Origin of the sequence: Mycobacterium intermedium (assembly GCF_002086275.1) — a bacterium.
Classification (GTDB): Bacteria; Actinomycetota; Actinomycetes; order Mycobacteriales; family Mycobacteriaceae; genus Mycobacterium; species Mycobacterium intermedium.
The window spans coordinates 1-24072 of sequence record NZ_MVHT01000083.1 but is presented as its reverse complement, the minus strand read 5'-3'; the positions used below and the strand labels follow the sequence as shown (position 1 = coordinate 24072).

At 64.3% G+C, this 24072-nt stretch carries 15 protein-coding genes and 1 tRNA gene; 12 read left to right on the top strand and 4 right to left on the bottom strand.

The features are described 5' to 3' along the window. The first annotated feature begins 70 nt into the window (after positions 1–70). Positions 71–1216 (top strand): zinc-binding dehydrogenase, encoded by a 1146-nt coding sequence (locus tag BST27_RS23510; protein ID WP_069421806.1) that lies wholly within the window; start codon positions 71–73, stop codon positions 1214–1216. A 317-nt stretch (positions 1217–1533) separates the two neighbouring features. Here BST27_RS23510 and BST27_RS23505 read toward each other — a convergent pair whose 3' ends face one another. Next, positions 1534–1959: a nitroreductase/quinone reductase family protein gene (locus BST27_RS23505; RefSeq protein WP_069421807.1), complete on the bottom strand. Its 426-nt coding sequence runs from the start codon at positions 1957–1959 to the stop codon at positions 1534–1536. Positions 1960–2140: 181 nt separating this feature from the next. On the opposite strand from BST27_RS23505, the gene BST27_RS23500 reads away from it, so the two are divergent. The 3 genes from BST27_RS23500 (at position 2141) to BST27_RS23490 (ending at position 4055) form a co-directional block, all read left to right on the top strand. After that, entirely contained in the window at positions 2141–2704 is a 564-nt protein-coding gene (locus tag BST27_RS23500) for a TetR/AcrR family transcriptional regulator (RefSeq protein WP_069421808.1), read from the top strand. Between the two features lie 28 nt (positions 2705–2732). After that, a complete protein-coding gene (locus BST27_RS23495) occupies positions 2733–3563 on the top strand; it encodes an LLM class F420-dependent oxidoreductase (RefSeq protein WP_069421809.1) in 831 nt (276 codons plus the stop codon). A 66-nt stretch (positions 3564–3629) separates the two neighbouring features. Further along, a complete protein-coding gene (locus tag BST27_RS23490; RefSeq protein WP_069421810.1) occupies positions 3630–4055 on the top strand; it encodes a DUF6636 domain-containing protein in 426 nt (141 codons plus the stop codon). A 68-nt stretch (positions 4056–4123) separates the two neighbouring features. On the opposite strand, the gene BST27_RS23485 is transcribed toward BST27_RS23490, so the two are convergent. Continuing rightward, positions 4124–4194, bottom strand: a tRNA-Cys gene (locus BST27_RS23485). Between the two features lie 308 nt (positions 4195–4502). Between BST27_RS23485 and BST27_RS23480 the strand changes: the two genes are divergently transcribed. From BST27_RS23480 to BST27_RS23470, 3 genes are all read left to right on the top strand, one after another. Then, positions 4503–5198 (top strand): GAP family protein, encoded by a 696-nt coding sequence (locus tag BST27_RS23480; RefSeq protein WP_069421811.1) that lies wholly within the window; start codon positions 4503–4505, stop codon positions 5196–5198. A 110-nt stretch (positions 5199–5308) separates the two neighbouring features. Continuing rightward, entirely contained in the window at positions 5309–6355 is a 1047-nt protein-coding gene (locus BST27_RS34605; RefSeq protein ID WP_069421812.1) for a PE family protein, read from the top strand. Positions 6356–6413: 58 nt separating this feature from the next. After that, complete coding sequence (locus BST27_RS23470; RefSeq protein ID WP_083148649.1) at positions 6414–8210, top strand: TgpA N-terminal domain-containing protein; 1797 nt, start codon at positions 6414–6416, stop codon at positions 8208–8210. Here the strand turns inward: BST27_RS23470 and BST27_RS23465 are convergent. Continuing rightward, a complete protein-coding gene (locus BST27_RS23465) occupies positions 8207–18139 on the bottom strand; it encodes a BTAD domain-containing putative transcriptional regulator (RefSeq protein WP_079219980.1) in 9933 nt (3310 codons plus the stop codon). The two genes, BST27_RS23470 and BST27_RS23465, sit on opposite strands and share 4 nt — an antisense overlap. 100 nt (positions 18140–18239) lie before the next feature. On the opposite strand from BST27_RS23465, the gene BST27_RS23460 reads away from it, so the two are divergent. Then, complete coding sequence (locus BST27_RS23460; RefSeq protein ID WP_069421815.1) at positions 18240–19190, top strand: TIGR03564 family F420-dependent LLM class oxidoreductase; 951 nt, start codon at positions 18240–18242, stop codon at positions 19188–19190. Here the strand turns inward: BST27_RS23460 and BST27_RS23455 are convergent. Further along, the gene (locus tag BST27_RS23455; protein WP_069421816.1) at positions 19146–20111 is read right to left on the bottom strand and encodes a LysR family transcriptional regulator; all 966 of its coding nucleotides are present in this window, start codon (positions 20109–20111) and stop codon (positions 19146–19148) included. The genes BST27_RS23460 and BST27_RS23455 overlap by 45 nt on opposite strands. Before the next feature lie 92 nt (positions 20112–20203). Here BST27_RS23455 and BST27_RS23450 point away from each other — a divergent pair, with 92 nt between their 5' ends. From BST27_RS23450 to BST27_RS23435, 4 genes are all read left to right on the top strand, one after another. Next, positions 20204–21490 (top strand): aromatic ring-hydroxylating oxygenase subunit alpha, encoded by a 1287-nt coding sequence (locus tag BST27_RS23450; RefSeq protein ID WP_069421817.1) that lies wholly within the window; start codon positions 20204–20206, stop codon positions 21488–21490. Next, on the top strand, positions 21487–21810 hold the full coding sequence (locus BST27_RS23445; protein ID WP_069421818.1) for a hypothetical protein: 324 nt from the start codon (positions 21487–21489) through the stop codon (positions 21808–21810). The genes BST27_RS23450 and BST27_RS23445 overlap by 4 nt, the downstream gene beginning before the upstream one ends. Positions 21811–21815: 5 nt before the next feature. Next, positions 21816–22646 carry a TauD/TfdA dioxygenase family protein gene (locus tag BST27_RS23440; protein ID WP_069421819.1) on the top strand — a complete coding sequence of 277 codons (831 nt, stop codon included), beginning with the start codon at positions 21816–21818 and terminating at the stop codon, positions 22644–22646. Between the two features lie 108 nt (positions 22647–22754). After that, complete coding sequence (locus tag BST27_RS23435; RefSeq protein WP_069421820.1) at positions 22755–23957, top strand: cytochrome P450; 1203 nt, start codon at positions 22755–22757, stop codon at positions 23955–23957. Positions 23958–24072: the final 115 nt, after the last annotated feature.

Below are 24072 nucleotides of genomic sequence, written 5' to 3'. Positions count from 1 at the left end.
GAAGATTCATGACGGGTCGCCGGTTCATAGGTTGAGACCACCCGTCTGGAACAGGAACGAGGCCCGACCCATGACCGCAGATCAACCCGATTCCGCCCTCGAGCTGCGCTCGTTGGTGACTTCCGATGGCACGCTTGAACTCTCGCTGCACGACGTCCCCGTGCCGGTGCCCGCCGACAATGAAGTGCTGGTGCGAGTGGAAGCCTCGCCGATCAACCCGTCGGACTTGGGCCTGCTTGTTGCGGGCGCGGACATGAGCAAGGCGACGGTATCGGGCACGCCGGAGCGGCCCGTCGTCACCGCCCCGGTCGCGGCGGCGACACTTGGCGCGCTGTCGGGGCGGCTCGGTCAGTCGTTGCCGGTGGGGATCGAGGGCGCTGGCACTGTGGTTGCGGCCGGATCGTCGCTGGCGGCGCAGGCTCTGGTCGGCAAGAAAGTGGGGGCGGCGGGCGGCGGGATGTACGCACAATACCGAACGATCGACGCGTCCGCATGTCTGGTCCTTCCCGATGGAGCAACGGCACGGGATGGGGCGTCGTCCTTCGTCAATCCGCTGACGGCCCTCGGAATGACGGAAACCATGCGCCGCGAAGGGCATTCGGCGCTCGTGCACACTGCCGCGGCATCGAATCTGGGCCAGATGCTGGTGAAGATCTGCCAAAAAGACGGGATACCGCTGGTCAATATCGTCCGCAAGCCCGAACAGGTGGAGTTGTTGAAGTCACTCGGCGCAGGGCACGTCGTCAACTCGACATCGGCGTCCTTCTCCGAAGAACTCGTCGAAGCGGTCAAGGCGACATCGGCGACGCTTGCGTTCGACGCGATAGGTGGCGGGACGATCGCGAGCCAGATCCTCAGCGCTATGGAAAGGGCCGCCAATGCGACCGCGACGGAGTACTCGCGCTATGGGTCGAACGTCCACAAACAGGTCTATATCTACGGCGTACTCGACACGAGTCCCACGGTCCTCGGTCGGGACTTCGGCCTGGCTTGGGGTGTCGGGGGATGGCTGCTCATGCCATTCCTGCAGAACGCAGGAGCCGAAACCGTCGGTCGACTGCAGGCCCGGGTCGCCGCGGAACTCACCACGACCTTCGCCAGCAACTACGCGGGTGAGGTTTCGCTCGCCGGCATGCTGCAGCCGGAGGCGTTCAACCAATACGTCAAACGAGCCACCGGCGAGAAGTTCCTGGTGACGCCGAACGTCGTCAGTTAGCGCGCTGGGCGGTGGCGTCGTGTGGCGTCGTCGAGTGTGTGGCTTGTGTACCCGTCGGCGGTGTGTGGGGGCCAGAGGGCCCACGTTGGGCGCGGGTGGCTGGGCCGTGGCGCCGTGTGGCGTCGTCGGGTGTGTGGCTTGTGTACCCGTCGGCGGGGTGTGGGGGCCAAAGGGCCCACGTTGGGCGCGGGTGGCTGGGCGGTCGCGTCGTGTGGGGTCGTCGAGTGTGTGGCTTGTATACCCGTCGCCCGGTGTGTGAGGGCCAGAGGGCCCACGTTCGGTGCGGGTAAGGCGCAGCTGTAGCCGCAGGCGAAACGTTAGTCGGTGAAATCGATCCGCACCGACACCGGCGACGTTTCCAACGCCTTGACCACCGAGGCCCCTAGCCGCCCGAACTGGCGGCCACGCGCGACCACGTCGTCATCTGGCCGCATCGTTGCGACTCCGGTGCGCCACCGATTGCCCTGGCGCAGGCGAACATTCGGGTTGTCCACGATATTGCGGCCCCACCCCGAACGGGTGCCGTGCTGGCAAATCACCCACGCCCCGGTGGCATCGAATTGCGCGGACACGGGGACGCGGCGAACCTGGCCCGTCTTGCGGCCGATGGTCTCCAGTTCGGCGGCCAATGCGGTCCGTAAGCCCAGCTTGCTCATCCCCTTCACGAGCGGGTTGAGCACGTAGCGTCCGAGTGCGCGTTCGCGGCGGAACTTTCGCAACGTCTTGTCGGTGGTGCTCGTCATGGTTGTCTCCTCATCTCAACGGTGTCGGACCAGCTGTCGTGGCTTGTTCAATCCGCTCTCCCTACGAACTCCGGTGATCCGGGCGACGGGCGGTGTGGATGCCATCAGAAGAAGCCCCTCCATGCGTTATACCGATTGGTCTATCTAGGGACGATATTAGACCAATCGGTATACTGCAACTGTGACCGCACGCGAGCGTCTGATCGGCAGCGCCATCGAACTGCTGCGCCGCCACGGCGTGGCGGGCACCGGCTTGGCGGAATTGCTTGAACACAGCGGTACAGCGCGCCGGTCGGTCTATGTGAACTTCCCGGGCGGGAAATCGGAACTCATGGCTGAGGCGACCCGGACGGCAGGTCGGCTCATCGATCCCACGCTGGCCGACTTTGCGGCCGACTGCGACGGCCGCCAGTCACTGGCGGCGTTCGTCGAGGGCTGGAAGGAAGCGCTGCGTTCCAGCGAGTACACCGCCGGTTGCCCGATCGTCGCTGCCGCGCTCGGACGCACTGAGTCGCCCGCGGCCGCAGATGCTGCAGGCGAAGTATTCGCCGACTGGCAGAACGCGCTGGCCGACCGACTCAGGGCCCAGGGCGTCGGACCCGACGACGCGGAGTCGCTGGCCACCACCATCGTCGCTGCGGTGGAGGGGGCGGTCGTGCTCTGTCTTGCCGCGAAATCCACCGAGCCGATGGATCGGACCGTGCGGATGCTCGACCAACTCATCGCTCAGCGCATCCGGCGATGAGCAGTAACCAACAGACAGGGGTAGCGCGATGAAGTTCGGTATCGCCACGTTCGTCAACGACGACAGCATCGACACGGTCTCGCTGGCACGAGGGATCGAAGAGCGCGGCTTCGAGTCGTTGGTGGTGGCCGAACACACGCACATCCCGGCCAGTCGCGAAACCCCTTACCCGCGGGGTGGTGAACTGCCGTCGATCTACTACCGGACCCTCGACCCCTTCGTCACATTGGCCGCAGCCGCGGCTGTCACCTCGAAGATCGAGCTCTTTACCGGCATCGCCTTGCTCATTCAGCGCGACCCGATCATCACGGCCAAAGAAGCCGCCAGCATCGACCTGATCTCGGGCGGCCGCTTCGTGTTCGGCGTAGGCGCCGGGTGGAACATCGAGGAAATGCGCGACCACGGCACCAACCCGAAGACCCGCGGCGCACTGCTGGACGAACGCATCGAGGCCATCAAAGCCCTATGGACCAACGAACCCGCCGAGTACCACGGCAAGTATGTGGACTTCCCGCCGTCGTACAGTCGCCCGAAGCCGGTGCGCAAACCGCATCCGCCCATCTTCATCGGCGGCGACTCCGACGCCGTGGTCAAGCGCGTGGCTCGTCATGAGGCGGGCTGGATATCCAACCCGCTCCCAATCCCGCATATCACTGACCGGGTGGCACAGCTGCGTGCCGCCGCCAGCCACGACGTGCCGCTGGCCATGTTCGGCGCGCCCCAGGATCCCGACTACTGGCGCGCCGCGGAGGACCTAGGTTTTGACCAATTGGCGCTGCTCCTACCCACCAAGCCGCGCGACGAGTCACTGCGGCTGCTCGACCAATATGCCGACCGGGTGGCCCAATACCGCGACTGATCGAGCTGCGCCACCTGAACAACTCGATCGTCGCGAAGGGAGTTTGCCCCAGTAGGGTCGGGCGTCATGCGACCAACAATTCGACTGGGCACCGTCATGGGGTGCGCGTGGGCGGCCTGCATCGTCCTACCCCCAACGGCCAACGCCGACATCGTCGGCTTTACCTCTCCGAGCGGAAACATCGGCTGCATCATCGATTTGTCATCGGTTCGCTGCGATGTCCGCGACCGCACGTGGTCACCACCGCCTAGGCCTGCCAGCTGTGACCAGCACATGAACTTCGGACAGGGCATTGTGCTCGACGTGGGGCACTCCGCGCGGTTTGTCTGTGCGGGCGACACCGCGCTCGGCGGCGGGCCGGCCCTCGCGTACGGCAGCACGATCACCAAGGGATCGCTGGTGTGCGAAAGCACCATGTCGGGCGTGAGCTGCCGGGATACCGCCCATGGGGGTAGCTTCGAGATTTCCCGAGACAGCTATCAGGTTTCCTGATCATTCGTCGCGCAGACGCGGAATCGCACCATCGCTGGCGATTGAATGCGATTCCGCGTCTTGTCGCGAGCGAGTGACGGGATTCGAACCCGTGTAGACGGCTTTGCAGGCCGCTGCCTCGCCACTCAGCCACACCCGCGGCAACCCTTACGGTGCCAGCAGTTCACCCGGGATGCCCAGTGTTTTTCTCGCCCTGATCGTTTCACAGTCGCCAGTTGCAAAGGTAGCCAACATTTTTCCCTTAGCCCAGCATGCGTAGTGCCGAAGGCCAGATGGATAACACGCTGTCCCAAAGTGTTTCGGGTAGCTCACGCCCCGCGCTGTCGAAGGTGCGGCCATTGAATACCTGTACGGAGCGAGATGTTTATCGTGGCCCAATGGAGGACTTGCTGATCGTGAACGCGATCGCGACCCGGTTGGACGCCTGAGCGGATCAGACGACACGCAATGTGGATCCCCATTCTGGTCATGGCACTGGCTGTGAGCCTCGAACCGTTCCGGGTCGCCATGACGGTGCTCATGGTCAACAGGCCCAGGCCGGTGCTGCAGTTGCTCGCATTCCTCAGCGGGGGATTCGCGATGGGGACGACGGTAGGTCTGGTTGTCATTTTCGTCCTGCGACGGCGGCTGGTCGCGTCCACCCACCTCACCTTGCCGCGCGTCCAGATTCTGATCGGGGGACTGGCTTTGCTGGTCGCGGCCCTACTGGCAGCAAGGGTCGCCCTTTGCCATTGGCGCCGCCAACCGCCGGAGCGCGCTATCGACGGCGGGATTGTCTCCAAAATGCTGGAAAAGCTGCGGACACCGCTCCGGCGACTCCTCAACGGGCGCTCGTTGTGGGTAGCGGGTGTTGCCGGCCTAGGAATCGCGCTGCCTTCGGTGGACTACCTGGCGGTGTTGGCGGTCATCTTGGCCTCTGGCGCATCGGCCACGACCCAGATCGGTGCGCTGGTCCTGTTCAATGTCACGGCGTTCGCGTTGGTGGAGATTTCACTCGTCGCCTACCTCGTGGCACCCAACAGAACGCGCCAGTCTCTGACGGCGCTCAACAACTGGATCGCGTCCCGTCGCCGCCTCGAGGTGGCCGCGCTGCTGGTCGTGGTAGGAGGCGTCCTGCTCGCGCTGGGAATTGCGGGCATCTGATCGGCTGGGCATCGGTTGCGTAACCGGTGTGGCGAAAATGCACACGCGGCGCGGAGACGTGAATACGCTTCATGCGCACACGGACCGTTCATCGACTCGGAGGAAGTGGGTTGTCATTACTGGTAGCGGCTCCCGAGTTGTTGACCTCGGCGGCGGCGGACTTGGCCGGCATCGAAGCGGCGTTGCACTCGGCGCAGCGGGCGGCCGCCGGCCCGACGACGGCGTTGATGGCCGCAGCCGCCGACGAGGTGTCAGCCGCGGCGGCGGCGTTCTTCGCCGAGTACGGTCAGCAATACCAGGCGCTCAGTGCTCAGGCCGGCGTGTTCCACGAGCGGTTCGTGCAAGCGTTGGCTGCGGGGGCTGGCTCGTATCTGGCCGCGGAGGAGGCGGGCTCGGCAGTGTTGCGGCAGATGCTGGACGGATTCCGGGGCGCGCTCAACGCTCGTAGCGAGGCATTGTTGGGACGCCCGCTCATCAATACCGCCGGTGTAGCCATCCAGGGTGGTGCCGAGGCGGTGGTCGGCGCCGGTGGAACGGGTGGGATCGGTGAAGCGATCAACTATGTGAGCCAGTTCCTTCGTCGCCAACTGAGCATCTACGACTTTCGCGACTGGCGGGGATGGCTGGCCTTCGTGCTCGACTACACCTGGGGAGCGCCGGGTACGTTGATGGGCTACGGCCTGCAAATCGTCAATGACTTCACGCCGAACTCCAATTACGACCCCGTCCTCAGCCAGCTCGCGGGCGCCCACGTCTATCGCGGCGGCATCGGTATACCCGGCTTCGCCACAACGTTGGGGAACGTCACCACCAGCCTGGGATACAGCCCCGGTGCGGAAAACCTCATGATCAATCACGAGGGTGTGCACGTCTGGCAGAACAGGCTATTCGGGCCGTTCTTCTCCGCCTCGTACGCGGCATGGATGAGCGGCGGATTCTTCGTCGGCACCGGCTACTGGCTGATGCACCCGGAGCTCGATTGGTACAAGCTGGTCGAGACGGCCGCCTACTACAACAACCCGTGGGAGGTCATGGCCTACACCCTGCAGGGCAACTGGCCACCGCCGAGCGCGAACCCGGCCCTGCTCTGGCCGTCCTCGGCGGACCCGGTGATTTTCTGGCCGGGTTGGAAGCAACTCTTCGAGCCGTTCCTGTAGCCACCTCAACGCTCGGCCGTAGCGTTAACGTCGTTGAGGTCGTCCAACGGGAGGCTTGGTGCCAGCAAGGGCCGACGAGGTCGAACGTGCCGACCCGACCCGAGGTAAGCGCCGGCCGCTCAAGGCATTCCTCGTCTTCCTCGCCTACCTGGCCGGTGCCATCGTCTCAACGATCGGCGCCTGGAGCGACCCGAGGTCCGGCTGGGCGGGGGGTTGCTGCGATCAGCAGCAAACGATCTGGTTTCTCGGCTGGACGCCGCATGCGCTCGCCAACGGGCTCAACCCGTTCTTCACCACCCAGATCGCCGCGCCCGACGGCGTGAACCTCATGTGGAACACCCCGATGATCCTGCTCGGGTTACTCGGCTGGCTGCCGGCGAAGGTCGGCGGGCCGATTTTCGCGTTCAACGTCCTCATGATCGTCGGCATCGCCCTCAGTGGGCTCACCGCCTGGGTTGCGATCCGCCGCTGGACCGGCGACGGCGTTGCTCCGGCGGTCGGCGGCGCCGTCTACGCCTTCTCGCCCTATGTCGCCTCCCACGCGGCGATGCACCTCAACCTCGCCACCGCCTGGGTGCCGCCCCTGTTGCTGTGCGTCATCGACGACCTTCTCGTGACCCGGCGCCGACCGCCGTGGCAGGCCGGGGTGGCGCTCGGAGTCCTCGCCACCGCCCAACTCCTCATCACCGAGGAGGTGTTGGCGACCAGCGTCGTCGCGTCCGTGGTGTTGGTGTGCGTCATGGCCCTGGTGCGCCGCGACGGAAAGGTCCGGGCTCGTTGGAGTGCCGGAGCCGCCAGGCTGGTTCCGGCGCTCGCGGTCGCCACGATCACGTTCTTGGTGCTTGCGGCCGGACCCCTGTTCGCACAGTTCTTCGGTCCGCAGCGGATCAGCGGGCAGGTCCAGCATCCCGAGACCTTCTCGACCGATCTTCTTAACGTCATCCTGCCGACTCCTTACCAATTGATCGCCCCGGGTGCGGCAACCAAGGTGTCCCGCGAGTTCAGCGGCCTGTATCACGAGGCAACGGCCTACCTCGGGCTGCCGTTGCTCGTGCTTCTTGTCGTGGCCGCCGTTCGGCTGTGGGACGACCTGCGGGCGCGCATCGCCAGCGTCACCGGGGCACTGCTTCTGCTGCTGTCGCTCGGCCCGTGGCTGCACATCGGCAAGGAGAAATTGCCTGTCCCACTACCGTGGCTGCCGATCGGAAAACTGCCGCTATTGCACCACGTGCTGCCGGGCCGCTTCACGCTCTACGTCTGGCTGTCGGTTGCTGTGATCGTGGCGATCGTCATCAAGCGAGCGACTCGCCTTGCCCCGGGGCCGGCGGCACGGTGGCTGCTTGCCGTGGCCGCAGCGATCGTCTTCATTCTTCCCGCTCCTTTGGGACGCCAGCCCTTCTATACCCCGGACTTCTTCCGCAATTGGGCAAGCCAGCACATCGGACCCGACGAAACCGTCCTTGTGGCACCGTATTTCACCAACGGAATGCAGGCCGCGCCGATGGTATGGGCGGCGGAGGCCGACTACGGACTGCGGATGCCTGAGGCGTACGCGTACGTACCTCTGTCCGATGGGCGGACCAGTTCCGGACCGCCGCCGACGCGACTCTTCAAGGTCATGCGGTTGATCCAGGAGGACAAGACCTCCTTCGTGGCGCGGGGCGAGGTACGTGCGCAGATCATCGCCAACCTTCGGTTCGCTCAGGTGCGTCACGTCATCGTCGGACCCATGGAGGGCGTGTCCGAGATGCTGGCCTTCTTCACGGATCTGTTCGGCCGGCCGCCCGAGCGGGTCGAAGGGATCGCGATCTGGCGGGACGTCAACGTTCGGGGCGTTGTTGCCGCACCCGACTAGGTCGTGGCATTCGTCGCATTCGTGTGCAACTCATCGAAGCGTGCGATCGCGCCATCGATGCTTTCCTCGTCGTAAACTTCGCAGCGGTTGAGCTTGTCGCCGTCGATCGTCAGCAGAGTAACATCCCGCCACTCGGCGTCGAAGCCTTCGATGGTTGTGCCACAGTAGGAATGGACGACAACCCCACCCAACTTGCTCAGCCGACAAACGCGTTCGATGCAAATGCTGGTCTGTGGCGTGACATTCCACGTGGCGTTGAAGTAGGCGAGCAGGTCACCAGGTGCAAAGGCGATCCCTCTTCGGTGGTCGACGCTCACCATATCCGTTGTCGTCAAGGGAATTTCCTGCCGGTTGAGTGCGGAATAAGCGTCGCGGATTACCGACCATGCGTGCGAGTGGGCGCTTGCTTCGCCGGCGAGGTAACGCCTGTCCAGCATTTCGAATGCGGTGTCGACGTCGTCGGGGTCGAACAAGAAGGCCGCCGAGATCCGGTTCTCCCCATCGACTTCGAGAACGTTCAGCATGTCGCTGCCGAACTCGCCGTGCTCTAGGTCGCGGTTCGTGGACGAGACGCGGGAGAGGGCCAGGCGTTCGCCGCGAGTGGCTATGACGGTTATTGCGATGTCGGCGCCGAGGTCGGCGGAGGCTCGCGTGTTCGCGATCGCGAGCTCTCTACCGTGTTGCACCCCTGCATTCACCACCCGACGGCGGTCATCTACGCAGACATCGTCAGCGAGTAGCTTCACCATTTCGTCCCAGGCGCGGGCGGTGTAGCAATTCCAATACCTTTGCTTCACTTGGCTTGCCGTGTTTTCCAGCCGCCGGGCCGGAGGCTGTAAGCGCAACTCCTCGAAGCGTGCGATCGCGACCCCGATATCGTCCTCGTCGAACAGTTCGCAATGAGTTATCCGGCCGGCCTCGACACGCATTACTTGGATCATTCGGTATTCGACGCGGAAACCCTCCCGCGATGTCCCGTACGCGGTGGCGGTGATAACCGCTCCGTAACTGTCAAGCCGATGCACCGCCTCGATACGGATGGTGAGGTCGGGGGTGAGATCTCGACTGACCCGGATGATTTCACTTATATCCTTTGGCCCGAATGGCGTACCTCGCCGGCGGTCGACGTTGACCCAGTCCAATCTGGGAAACTCGCCCCGGTTGTACGCGGAGTAGGTTTCGGCGATGACCGACCACGTGCGCGCGTGAGCCGCCGCTTCGCCGGCCAGGTAGCGGGCGTCGATCTCTTCGAACGCAGCGTCGACGTCATCGATGTCGAACCAAACACGCGCTGTCATGCGCTCGTCGGGGTTTATTTCAACAATGCTGAGTACGTCGGTGCGGTACTCCTCGACCGGCTGATGGAGCCATGACCACTGGGTGCGAGTCAGCACGAGGCGGTCGCCACGGATCGCGATCGGGCGTGATGCCCCGAAGATGATCCCAAGATCGGCGCTTTCCCGCATGTTGTCGATCGCGTCATCAGGGCCGTGCCGAACTCCGGAGTTCACCATCGGACGACGGTCATCGCTGCAATAGTCGTCGGACATCATTTCGGCCAATTGGGCCCAGTCGCGAGCTGCGAAGTGCGCATGAGTTCGCTCATCGGCTCTGCTCGCTGCGTTTTCGAGCCGGCGCCCTTGCGTACGCAGCTCGTCAAGTCGAGCGAGCGCCTTGTCGACCTCGTCGTCCTCGTAGACTTCCGTGCGCATACCGCCGGGGGTGAAATCTATCAAAAGTGAACGCGACCATTGCAATTCATTGCCGTGCACGTCGGTTCCTTCGATGACAGCGGTCAGGACGATGCGCTGGGCTTCGATCGCGTGAACGGCGACCACCCGATAGCGGGCGTCGGGTACGAGTGGCCACAGTTCGCTGACGATGCGTTGGAAGTTCGTTACGCCGAAAGAGACTCGTCGATGATCGACAGCTTGCATGTCGTCCCATGGCCACGGTGCTTCATGGCGATTGAGCGCACGGCGTCCGTCCACGACCAACTGCCAGGTCTGTGCATACGGCGCGGCTTCGCCGGCGAGGTAACGGGCGTCAAGCTCGTCAAAGGCGGCGTCGATGTCATCGCAATTGAAACCGAGACCAGCCGTGATCCGCTCGTCGGCGTCGATTTCGACCACAACAAGCAGGTCATATTGATACGCGGGGAAGCAAAGCCGACATAGCGCGAGGCGCTGCCCGCGAATCGCAATCGCCTCGCAGGTAATGCCGTCGCTATCGGTCACTTCCGCAATGGCTTGCAAGTTCGTGACTTCGGCCTCTCGGCCTCGCCGAACTCCGGCGTTGACGACGGGGCGGCGATCGTGAGTGGACACGTCGTCGGCCAGCATCGCCGATACGGCGCTCCAGTCACGTGCCGCGAATGACGCCCAATAACGCTCGTACAGTCGGCTTGCCGCGTTTTCCAGGGTCCGCGCCCGCGGCTGCAGCTCATCGAAGCGGGCAAGCGCGGCTTCAATGTCTGTCTCGGCGAAGACTTCGCAACGGTCGAACCGGTCGCCTTTGGCGGTTAGCACTTCGAGCATCCGCCACTCCGCGGCGAATCCCTCCTGTGAGGTCCCGCTCGCCACGAGGGTGAGTACCGCTCCGGTGCTGCTTAACCGATGCACGGCCGCAATACGGAAGGTGATGTTCGGAACCTGCTCCCACGTGACGCGGATGTACGCGGCGAAGTCACCACCCGGCGGGAACGCTGGGACCCGGCGGTGGTCGATGCTCATCACGTCCGGTGTCATCAGCGGTAACAGCTGCCGGTTCAAGCGTTCGTGGCTGTCGGAGACAAGCGACCAGATATGTGCGTGCGTCGCAGCCTCCCCGTCGAGATAGCGCGCCTCGAGTTCGGCGAACGCGGCGTCAACATCTTCGAGGTCGAATACGACGCGTCCCACAATCAGGTCATCGGCGTTGATCTCGATGATTTCGAGCAGGTCGGTATGAAAGGCCTCGGGTCGCCTGTCGCGGCCCCAGCTTTGACTTCGGTTGAGGACCAGGCGTTCACCGCGGGTGGCGATGGGTTGTGACGTTACGTATTCCACTCCGATGTCGACCATTGCCGATATTTCGGCGAGCGCTGCATCCCGGCCCTGCCGCAAGCCGGAATTCACCACGCGCCGACGATCCTCCGTCGAGATATCCCGGGCCAGCATCGTAGTCATCGCACTCCAGTCGCGGGAGGCCACGCACGCTCGGAGGCGCTCGTAGACGCGGATCGCCGCATTTTCCAGCCGGTGCGGCTGCGGGAACAGTTCATCGAACCTCTCTATGGCAGAGGCGATATTTGTCTCGTCGAATACTTCGCTTCGGTTAAATCGATCGCCCTGGACCGTCATCAGGTGTAGCTCGCGCCACTCGGCGTCGAAGCCGTCGCGAGAGGTTCCCGTGACCTTATGCGTGACGAGCGCTGCAAATTCACTCAACCGGTGCACCGACTCGACATGGAAGTGTATGTTCGGCATCTGCTCCCAGGATGATCGAGCGTACTCGACTACGCCATTCGTCTCGAATGATGTCAGTAGGCGGTGGTCGACGCTGACGAAATCTTGGGCAAGAGCGGGCAATTCGCGCCGGTTGACGCCCGTGTAGCATTCCGCGACGAGCGACCAGACCTGTGCGTGCGCCGCCGCCTCGCCGGCTAGATAGCGGGCGTCGAGTTCGGCGAATGCGCCGTCGGTGTGGTCGAGGTCGAACGTTACGACGGCAGCAAGCCTGCCGTCGGCGTCGATGTCAATTACATGGAGGACTTCGAATACGACCGCTTCGGGTCGCTCATTGCTGCCCAAGCGAGCACGGGTGAGGACCAGATGATCCCCACGCGTCGCAATGGCGACGGTTGTCATATACGTGACGTCCATGACGTCAACGACGGCCTGCAGATCTGCGAGCACGGCATCCCGACCGCGCAAGATCCCCACGTTGACCACTCCGCGCCGATCCTCGGTGAAGACGTCCTCGGCGAGCATTGCGGCCATCGCATCCCAATCGCGGGCGGCGAACGAGGCTTGGAAGCGCTCGACTAATCGACTCGCCGCGTTGTCCAGCCGCCGCGGCGGCGTACTCAGTTGATCGAACTTGGCAAGCGCGGCGTCGATGTCGCCTTCGTCGAATAACTCGCAACGGTTCACCAGGTCGTCCGCGACCGTTACCAGGCCGACCTGCTGCCACTCGCCGTCGAAACCTTCGGGTGTAAGGCCATGTGCCACATAGCTGCACACCGCACCAAGATCAGTCAGCCGGTGCACCACCAGGGCATAGGCTCGTAAAGTCTGGTCGAGGTTCAGGCCGGCTTCGAGGTAGGCGGTCAGCTCGCCTGGGGCGAACGACGGTCCGCGGCGGTGGTCTTCGGTCGTGCAGTCTGGTGTCATCTTGGGGATCTCGCCCCGGCCGAGCGCCACAAACGTTTCCGCGATCACCGACCAGGTCTTCGCGTAAGCGGCTGCCTCGCCGGTGAGGTATCGGGCCTCGAGCTCCGCGATGGCGGCCTCGAATTGCTCGACTTCGAACACTACGATGCCCACGATGCGTTCGTCGTGGTCGATTTCGATCAGGTGGAGGACTTCGACTCGAATCGCTTCTGGGCCGCGGCCCTTCGCTTGAGTACGCGAGAGCGCTAGGCGCCTACCCCGGGTGGCGACGACGGTCGGCGTCAAGCTCGCGATGCCTACTTTGGCGGCGGCCTGCAAGTCTTTGATCTCGGCGTCTCTACCCCGTCGGAGGCCGGCGTTCACGATCGGACGGCGGTCGTCAACGGAAACGTCGTCGGCCAGGACCTCGGCCGCCCCATCCCAGTCCCGGGTGGTGAAGCAACTCCACAGGCGTTCGGCGACGAGACCAGCGGCGTTCTCCACTCGGCGGGTGTGCGGGTGCAATTGCTCGAACTTCGCGAGCGCGGCGTCAAGTTCCTCTGCTTCGAATAGCTCAGTGCGGCTGATTAATTCGCCTTCGATTGTCGAAACAATGACTGACCGCCACTCGGCGGTGAAGCCGTCGTGCGATGTCCCATACGCGGTGGCGGCGGTGACTGCGCCGAATTCGTTCAATCGATGCACCGCCTCGACGTACGGTTGCATGTCTTGGTCAAGGTCGTGTCCGGCGCGGATGTAGGCGATCAGATCGCCGGGGGCGAAGCCGGCGGCCCGGCGGTGATCGACGTTGATCGCACTAGGCGTAAAGGCGGGAAGCTCACCCCGCCGGAAAGCGGCGTAGCTATCCGTGATGGCCTGCCAAGTGCGGGCATATTGCGCGGCTTCGCCGGCGAGGTAACGGCTTTCAAGCTCCACCATGGCGGCCTCGAAGTCATCGAGGTCGAACGTCACGAGCGCGTCGATCCGCCCCTCGGCATCGACGTGGAGCACATTGAGGACATCGGTGCGGAACGCGTCGGGTCGCGGGTCGTGGCCCGCGGCGTGCGAACGGCTCAGGATGAGTTGCGTGCCGCGGGTCGCAATGATGGTGTCCGAAGCGATCCGCTTGACGCCGATCTCGGCGAGTGCCGACATTTCGGCGATCACCGCATCACGGCCGACCTTAAGTTCCGCCCCGACCACGCTCCGGCGATCGTGGTGGAAAGCGTTGTCGGCCAGCAATTCGGCCATGGCATCCCAGTCGCGGGCTGAGAAGTTTGCCTTGAGGCGTTCGAACGCTTGGCAGGCGAGGGTTGCCGGCTTTCGTGGCCCCTGCTGCGCCAACCGTGTGTGTAACGACTCGAGTTCGGCCATTGCAGCGCCGAGGTCTTCGATGTCAAACCAGTCCTGCAGCGCGAGTCGGCCGTCCTGGTCGAGGCCATACAGTTGGAGGAATTCGTCCCTTGGTGCCCCAGGACTGCGATCGTCGGGGCCTACTTCTAACCGGGTAAGAGCCAGGTGCTCGCCGCGCACTGCCACCACGACGTGGCGGTACCGCACCGGCGCCAACATCTCGCGATAACGTCTAGCGTCGCGCTCCCATTCGCCATAAGGAAGATCGACACGGCTGGCACCGACTACTTTTCGATGGCTCTCGCAGGAGACTACGGCTGCGACTAGCTGTTCGATCTCCTCCCAAGCCTCGCGATCGTATGCTGCGTCCAGTCGCCGAATCGCCCGCACGCACGCGTTGTCCGGCTCAACACCGGGCGTCTCCGCTCGAGGCGGGGGAGCGGGTTGTGGATGCTCGCCCAGAACGCGACGCGCTATCTCCGCGAGCGCTCCCGCCCCCTTTCGCTCATAAAGCGCAACCGCTCGCTCCGCGACGGCTCGCGCCTTTGCCGCGTCGCCAGTGCCGGAAGCCCCCAAGACTTGGGCCAACGTCAGACATGCGTCGGCATGATCGACCAACAAGTCGGTACGCTCGGCCAACGTGACAGCGTTCTCCGCCACCCGTCGAGCCTCGTCGTAGTCATCGGCGCGCCCAAGCAACTGCGCCCGCAACGTTCGCCAAGCGATTGACGCCTTCAGTGCATGTCCGGCGAGAAGCTCGCTCTCGCTGCATAATTCGTCAGCCTCGGCATCTCGGCCAAGGGCAAGGCAGGCGCGCCCCAGCAGCGCCGCGGTCTCTGCGGTATCGGATTCGAGGCCCATCCGGCGAAAGCCGTTGTAGGCCTTGCGTAAATGCGCCTCGGCCGCGCCGGGATCCTCGACCACCAATTCGACGATGCCGGCAAACTGCTCCACCTCACACAGCGCATGACGTAAACCCAGTTCGGTGACCGTGCGCCGGGCCGACTCGATCATCCGCCGCGCGGCAGCGGCGCGGCCACGGAAAGCCTCCAACACGGCCTGGCATCGCGTCGACGTGGCCTCGACGGCCGGCGAGTCGGTGGTGATCCTGAGCAGCCTCACCACGTCAAGACACCGCCCACCGGCGCGGGGAACCGGGTTGGGACCCCACAGCGCGGCCAGCGGCGCACCCGCCAGGACCGCGTTCACTTGGCGGTGTTCGCCCGCGCGCCGCGCCGCGGCCAACGCGGCATCCAACGCGACTTCGCAGTCGCCGATCCGCCCAAGACGGGCCAGGCAGGCGGCGCGGACGGTGTGCGCCTTGGCTTCTCCAGCCGCGTCGTCGAGTTCGGTCAGTCTTTCCGCTGCAGCGCGGACCGCGGCTTCGATGTCGTCCAGTCGCTCGGGATTGACCAGCATCGAGAGTTGTCCGTCAAAGCAGGTCGCCCAGGCCGCCAGTCGCTCCGAGCCGAACGTCGTCTGTTGGAGTTGAGCAACCGCCCCTGCCGCTAAGGTCACATCACCCGCGGCCAACAGCGCCTCGCAGCGGGCGATCAACAGCTGCGCGGCCTGGTCGTCCCGGTCGGGCAACTCGTCGTCGATCTCTTCGAGTGCATGCACGGCGCGGTTATACAGATCGGCGGCGCCTTCGTAGGCAAGTCGTGCCATCGCCTGGTCCGCCGCCCGGCGGCAGTAGTCCACCGCCTTGACCGCGTTGCCCGCCCACGCGCATTCGTAGTAGTGGTGTGCCAGTTCAGCCAGCAGTTCGTCGTCGGCGCCGGGCCGTGCCTCCAATGTGGTTGCGATGCGCTGATGCAGCCGCATCCGTCGCACCGACGCCAATTCGGCCAGCAGCGATTGTCGGACGATGGCGTGGTTGAACCGGTATCGACCGCCCGGCTCTTCGATCACGATGCCGGCCTTGCAGGCCTCGTCGAATGCATCGACAAGGTCTTGGCCCACCACCTGCTCCACCAGATCCAGCGCAAACCGGCTGCCGACGACAGCGGCGGCGGCCAGGGCCTTGTTCGTCTCCGCAGGTAGTCGAGATAGGCGGCGGCTCACGGCTTCCCGGACTCCCTGCGGCAATGTGTTCGGATCCCACCGGCCACCGCTCTCCTCGACGTGGCGCAAAGCCTCGATGAGGAAGAACGGGTTGCCGCCGGTTACCGACGCCAATGCCCGGGCTAGCTCCTCGTCGTCGTAGCCGGCCTCGGCGACATAGGTGGTGACATCGTTTTCGTCGAGGCCGCTGAGCTGGAGCCGGTGCGCGACGCCGTCACGGTGCAAGTCGGCCAACATCGCCGCCAGCGGGTGGGAGCGGTCGAGATCAGTGCTGCGGTAGGTGCCCACGACCTGCACGCGTGCTTGCTCGCCGAAGCGCAGCAGATGCCGCAGCAGCAACAGCGTGGGCTTGGCCGCCCAATGCAGGTCGTCGAGAACCAGGACAACGGGCGCCAACCCCGAGGCGACACCCAACAGCGCGACGACGGCGTCAAAGAGCGCATAGCGCTCGGTGTCGGGGTCGGCGCGGGTCGGCGCGGCGAGATCGGGTAGCACGTCAGCCAATCCGGGAACCAGGGGGAGTAACGCTTCGACGCCGCGCAGCCCCCGCAGCGTCGCAGCATCGAAGCACGGGACGAGTGAACGAAGGGCTTCGGCGAACGGCTGATAGGGCGCGCCGAGGTCCTCGTCGCAGCGGCCGTAAAGCACCACGGCGCCCTGCTCGTAGGCCTGTCGTGACCATTCGCCGGCTAGTCGCGTCTTGCCGACGCCCGGCTCGCCGGCGATCAGCACGGCGTGGGTGCCGTTGGTGAGCGCGGTCTGCCACGTCGACATCAGCCGCGCCAGCTCGGGTGCGCGCCCGACGAACGGCCCCGGGCCGCTGAGCACCGCGGGCAGGCCCGGACGCTGCAGCGCCGCATCGGCTTCGCCGGCTTGGCGGTTGTCGTCGGCGGTCTCCAGGCGGAGCTCGAAAACATGCTCGGGGCGCGGCAAGTTGCGCAACTGGCGCATACCCAGATCGACCAGCAGAACGTCGTCGCGCAGCGAATCGATGACGAGTTCGGCGGTCGCACCCGAGCAGAGGATTTGTCCGCCGGCGGCCAGCGATCGCAGCCGCGCGGCGCGGTTGACGGCACGACCGAAGTAGTCGCCGTCGCGGAACTCGACCTCCCCGGTGTGCAGCGCGACGCGAATCCGCATGGGCTCAGACAGTGCCCACGGCTCGTGCGCGATCGCGTCCTGCAACTCGATGGCCGCGGCCGCGGCTGGCGACGGGCGCTCGAACACCGAGAATGTCGCGTCGCCCTCGCCGCGCGTCTTGATCAGCCGTCCGCCGCGCGAGGTGACGACCTGCTCGACCAGCTCGTCGTGCCGAGCGAGCGCCACCGCCATGGCGTCCGCGTCTGCCTCCCACGCGGCGGTCGACCCCTCGATATCGGTGAGCAGAAACGTCACGGCGCGCATCACGGACGAAAGCTGTTGCACCACAGGGATGTCCAGTGCAGGGTCTTGGGCGACGATCGCCGCCTCGAGCCGGCGTAGTTCCGGACCGGGGTCGACGCCAAGCTCGTCGGCCAGCAGCGATCGCGCCCGCTGATATGCGCCCAGCGCCTCGCCCTGCCGACCGGCCCGATAGAGGGCGAGCATCAGCTGCCCCCAGCGTCGTTCGCGTAGCGGCGCCTCTGCCACCGCGGCTCCGAGCTCGCCGATGATCTCCGCGGCCCGTCCCGATGCAAGCAGCACATCGGCGCGGTCCTCGACGAGGGCGGCGTGACCTTCGATCCATCGGGTCTTCTCGGCCACACCCTGCTGGGAGTCGGGCAGCTCGGGCACGCCACGCCAACGAACCAGCGCCTCGTCGAACCGGACCAAGGCTTGAGCCGTGTCGCCCGCGGCGGCGGCGTCGCGGCCCATTTTGGCGGCGAGTTTGTATCGCGCGGCATCGACCTCGGCGCCGGCCAAGGTCCAGCCGAGTCCCTCGGTCAACACCATGCCATCGCCGAGCGTGCGACGCAGCGAGGAGATGTGAGTCTGCATGGCCTTCGCGGCGGTGCGGGGCGGATGCTCGCCCCAGAGCAACTTGGCAACCGTGTCGGCGGGCAGCACTGACCCGTGATGCAGCCCGAGCATCGTGAGGATCGCGCGGGGTTTGGCGCCCGGAATCGCCACAGGAACGCCGGACTGGCGGACCTGGAGAGGTCCCAAAACCCCCAGCTCCACGCTTGGAAGCGTACTCACGTTTTCATCGTGTGGGGCAAGACTCAACGCATGGTCAAGGCCGAGTAAAGGAGCCGCGCCGGGGGTCGTGTCCAATGGTCGTATGCGAATCGGACTGATGGTCGGTTCCGACAAGGAGCGGTCCCGCGCGGATCGCCTGGCCGGTCTGTTGGATGACGCCCGGGCCGCCGACGCCGCCGGCTTCACCTCGTTCTGGATGCCCCAAGTTCCGGGATATCTGGATGCGATGACCGCGGTCGCGCTGATCGGGCAGGTGACAGAGCGCATCGAACTCGGCACCGCGGTGGTCCCGATCCAGACGCGGCACCCACTGATCATGGCGCAGCAGGCGTTGACGACGAACGCCGCGTGCGCCGGTCGGTTCAGCCTGGGGCTAGGGCCTTCACACCACTGGATCATCAGCGACCAGCTGGGACTTTCCTACGATAGGCCGGCCCATCTGGTGCGGGACTACCTGGATGTGTTGGCAGCGGCGTTCGCCGGTCCCGGACCCGTTCAGGTCACCAACGACACCTACCGCGTCAATGCGTCAATCGACGTTGCCGACGCAGCCGAAACGACGATTCTGCTTGCCGCCCTGGGGCCCGCCATGCTGCGACTCGCCGGCGAACGAGCGGCCGGCACCATTCTGTGGATGGCAGACGAGCGTGCCATAGGGGACTACATCGTCCCGCGCATCACCGCGGCAGCCGTCGGACGGGCGGCACCGCGCGTCGTTGCGGGCGTCCCGGTCGCGCTGTGCTCCAACGACGAGGTCGACCGTGCCCGCGCCTATGCCAGCGAGGTATTGGGCCACGCGGATTTCTCGCCGAACTACGTCCGGCTACTCGAGCAAGGGAATGCCCAAGACGTTGGCGACACCATGGCCGCGGGAGACGAAGCGGCCGTGCTCGCCCGGCTGCGCAGCTACCGCGACGCGGGCGTCACCGATCTTGCTGCTCGAATCGTTCCGCTGGGTGACGACGCTGCCACCCGAACCGCGTCGCGGCTACGGACCCAGAAGTTCCTCGCTTCCGTCTGCCCCGAGCTCTAGGTCCCGGCTCCTGGCGATGTTCTCGACGATGATCTGGCATGCAGTCTCGTAAAAGGCGCTGATCAACGTCGAAAAGGACAGCTCGAAGGGATAAATCATGTGCACCGCGAGCGGTTCCAGTGCCCAGTCGGCAAGCACGGGCACGATGCTGCCCTCGCGCAGTTCGTTGGTGCAGATGATCTGGGTAGGCATGGCGCCGACGCCCAGGCCCTGCAGGATGTACTGCTTGCAGACTTGAAAGTTGTTGGCGCGTGCGCGCACCGGCGGCGACAACTCGAATCGCCGCTTGTTTCTGGCAACCGTGAACTTACGCGGGCCACCGAAGCCGAAGTCGATGAACGGCACGTCATTCAACTGTGACGGGGCGGTGATGGGTTCCGCGAGTCGCTCTACGAAGTGCGGTGCGGCGCAGAGAAACAGGTGCAGATCGAAGACCTTTCGCGCGATCAGCGTCGAATCCTGCAGCGGCCCAGGACCGAACACGACATCGAAACCGTCTTTGATCGGGTCCACCATGCTGTCGACGAGGCGGATGTCCAAGCGCGACTGCGGATAGCGCTGCAGGAAGGTGGCGCCGACCCGGGAGGCGTAGTCGATGCCGATGAATACCGGCATCGCCACCCGCAACTCGCCTTGCGGTTCCTGCTTGCTGCTCTCCACCAGGGCGCGAACGCCGTTGGCCTCGGCGAGGATGTTCACGGCGTGGCTGTAGACCTTTTCGCCAAGGTCGGTGACGGTGAGCTGATGGGTGTTCTTGCGCAACAGCTTGATGCCCAGATCGGATTCCAGCTTGGTCAGTTTGCGGCTGACGGTGGACTTGGGCATGCCCAGCAACGTGGCCGCTTTCGACAGGCTGCGGCTTTCGACCACCTTGCCGAATACCAGCAAGGCGTCAAGGTCGAAGGCGAGGTTCTGCTTCATAGCGGTGTTCCAACTATGCAACAGGGTGTTGCACTTTTGCATCTGTTTTGACTATTTCCGCTGCTGTTACCGTCTGCCCGAGGAGGGGCCCGATGAGTCACGACAGCCTGGTGACAAAGCCCGCGTCGGGGCATTGGACCGACGCGTATCCCGAACTCGGCCGCGGCCCGGTGTCGCTCGAGGATTGTGTATCCGAGGAGTTCTACGAAAAGGAACGCGAGCACGTTTTCAAGAAGTGCTGGCTCTACGTCGGTCGGGTGGAACGAGTACCGCACTCCGGTAGTTACTTCACCCGCGAATTGAAGGTGCTCAACACCTCGATCATCATCGTGCGCGGCAAGGACCACGTGATCCGTGCTTTCCACAACATCTGCCCGCACCGCGGCAACAAGATGTTGTGGGAAGACGATCCGTTCAAGGAGGTGTCCGGGCGCGCGCCGCTCCTGTACTGCCGCTTCCATGGCTGGCGCTATAAATTGGACGGCTCGCTGCACTCGCCGACCCGCAAGGATCTGCTGCTGGACTTCGACGCCGAGAGCTGCCGGGTACCGGCCGTTCAGTGCGAGGTGTGGGAAGGCTTCATCTTCATCAACCTCAACCCGCACAACACCGAGTCGCTGCGTTCCTTCCTCGGTGAACTCGCGCACGGAATCGAGGGCTACCCCTTCGCCGGGCCCCACCAGATCTACAAGTTCTCCGCCGAGCTGCAGTGCAATTGGAAGATATTCCTCGACGGCTTCGCGGAGAGTTACCACGGCCCGTACCTGCACGCGACCTCCTTCGGCAGCGTCACCGCCGAGGCCAGGGACGCACTGGACAAGCCGAATCCATTCACCGATGCGTTGGCCTATCAACTCAGCGGACCGCACCGGATGTTCTCGTTTTCCGGCGAGCCGTCACGAAAGACGCCTTATTCCAAGCCCATTGAGTGCGTCATGGAGGCGAGCGCGGCCGGGCCTTGGAACAAGAAGCTGGATCGGGGACCCATGCCCCCGGGAATCAACCCGACGCGCTCGGACAAGTACGGTTTCGACTCGTTCCAGTTCTTCCCCAACTTCGTGCTCATCTTCGGGTCATCCGGCTTCAGCACCCATGCCCACTGGCCGACCGGCCCGCACTCGCACCTGTTCGAAGTCGAGATGTTCTATCAGCCGCCGAAGACGCACAAGGAGCGGCTCGGCCAGGAACTCACGGTTACCTACCTCAACGACATCATCCTGGAAGATGCGAGTCCGTCCGAGGGGCTGCAGGCAATGCTCAACAGTGGTGTCCTCACCCACTTCACGATGAACGATGAAGAAATCCTGCTGCGGCACTTGCACAAAGTGGTCGCCGACTATGTCGAGGCCGGCGAGAAAGTCAAAGCGAGTCAACGATGAACGTTCTTCTGCCACCGGAGTTCTCGCACCTGGAACATCTCGTGCCCGACTGGGCCATCGAGGACGGCCACGAGCGCTACGTGAAGCGCGTCAACAGCACGATGGAGGAGATTCGCTCGTTTTATGACGAGGTGTTTCCGCACGCCGAGGAAGCGGTCGCCTATATCGACAAGTTCGACTACGCCGAACCGCTGCCCGATGACGTCGCGAACCTGCGCAACCTGCTGTACTCGTTGATCACCGTTTCATTGGCCGTCGAACTGTGGAAGCAGCCGCGGGTAAAGCATTCAGCAAGCGCCATTCTCACGAGACTGAGCTGACTGTCGTGGCACTGAGCTCAGCCCAACTCGAGGTTGTCGACCTGACGCCGTGTATCGGCAGCGAGATCCGAACCGATCTCGACACGCTGCTGAGTGGTCGAGAGGCCGCGACCATCCGCGAGGTTCTCGAGCAGCGGGGCGTGGTGTTCTTCCGGGGGCTGGACATCAGCGACGAGCAGCAAGTCGCGATCGCCAGGACACTCGGCGATCTGGTCGAAAACGAGGGGGTGGGCGGGATCAACAAGATCTCGCTGGATGCCAGGGTGAACCAACGCGCCAAATACCTCAAGGGGTCGATGTTTTGGCACTTCGACGGTTCCCTGCAGCCGCTGCCGAACCTGGCCACCCTGCTGCGGGCGGTGCGACTCTCCGACACCGGAGGACAGACCGAATTCTGCAACACCTACCAGGCATACGAGGACCTTCCGGAGTCGGACAAGGAAGCGATCGCGGAGCTGCGCGTGGTGCACAGTGCGGAGCGCTCCCAGTACTACGTCACCCCGGAAATGAGTTACGAGGAGGTGGCGTTCTGGCAGAAGTCGCCAACCAAGGCTTGCCCACTGGTGTGGACGCATCGGTCCGGCCGCAAGTCCCTGCTGCTGGGCGCGACATCGGACTACGTCATCGGATTGGCGCCGGAGGAAAGCCGCGCTTTACTTGCGCGCCTGCGTGATTGGGCCACGCAACCCCGGTACGTCTACCGGCACGAGTGGCAGTTGGGCGATCTGCTCATCTGGGACAACACCGGAACCATGCACCGGGTGCTGCCGTACCCGGAAGACAGCGGCCGCTTGATGCATCGGACCATCCTGGCGGGCGAAGAGCCGCTGCAGTGAAGCTCGTTATACATAGGCCTCGTCAAAGGTGGGGGAAATGCACCCGTCGCCAACGTTTTTGGGCCAAATGCCCACACTCGGCGAAGCCAACGACCAAAGGAGCGTTGCATGACCGTCACTCCTGCCGCGGACGTGTATTACGACCCGTGGGACGCCGACCTCAACGCGGATCCCTATCCGATGTTCCGTCGCATCCGCCAGAACGCACCGCTCTACTACAACGAGAAACACGACTTCTATGCACTAAGCCGGTTCGACGACGTCAACCGGGCACTCGTCGACCATCAGACGTTCAGTTCGGCGCGCGGTGTGGTGCTGGAAATCATTAAGGCGAACATCGAAATTCCGCCGGGCTTATTGATTTTCGAAGATCCTCCGGTGCACGACATCCACCGCAGCCTGCTGTCCCGTGCGTTCACACCGCGCAAGATCAACGCACTTGAGCCGATGATCCGCGATTTCACCCAGCGTTGCTTGGACCCGCTCATCGGCGGGCATCGCCTCGACTTCGTCAAGGATCTCGGCGCCATTATGCCGCTGCGGGTGGTGGGCATGCTCTTCGGAATTCCCGAGGACTACCAACGCCGTGTGCAAGAGGATGGGGAGAAGTTCATCCGCACCGAGCGCGGCGGCCGGATGACCGACAATCGGGAAGCCAAGCTTGCCGACGGAGAAATCTTCGCCGACTTCATCGACTGGCGCACAGAACATCCCGCAGATGACCTCACGACCGAGCTGCTCAACGCCGAGTTTGAGGACGAAACCGGGCGGACCAGAAAGTTACAGCGCGACGAACTGTTGATGTTCATGAAGGTCGTAGCGGTCGCCGGCTCGGAGACCACCACGCGGTTGATCGGTTGGGCGGGAAAGTTGTTGTCCGAACATCCCGAGCAGCGCCGACTTCTGGTTGACGACCGATCACTGTTGCCCGGTGCCATCGAGGAGATCCTGCGCTTCGAGCCGCCGGCACTGCAGGCGGCGCGTTACGTAACTCGTGATGTTGAGTTCCACGGGACAACCGTCCCCACGGGCAGTGCGATCCTGACGCTGATCGGAGCGGCCAACCGGGATGAAAAGCGGTTCGGCGAGAACGCCGAGACATTCGATGTGACGCGGGTACCGCGCCAGCACCTGACATTCGGCGTGGGGGCGCACTACTGCCTGGGCAATGCGCTCGCACGGATCGAAGGGCGAATTGCGCTGGACGAGATCATGAATCGGTTTCCGGACTGGGAAGTTGATCTTGACGCCGCGGTCTTTTCGTCGTCGTCGGCGGTGCGAGGGTGGGACAGCATGCCGGCCCGCGTTTGAGTGCTACCCAGTGGCCTCACTGAGTTCGTCGAACCTAGCCTCGATTTTTCGTCGAGGGTGATTTCGGTCGGACTTGGCGATGGGGTGCGTGGTGTCTGGGGTTTGTGTGGTTTAG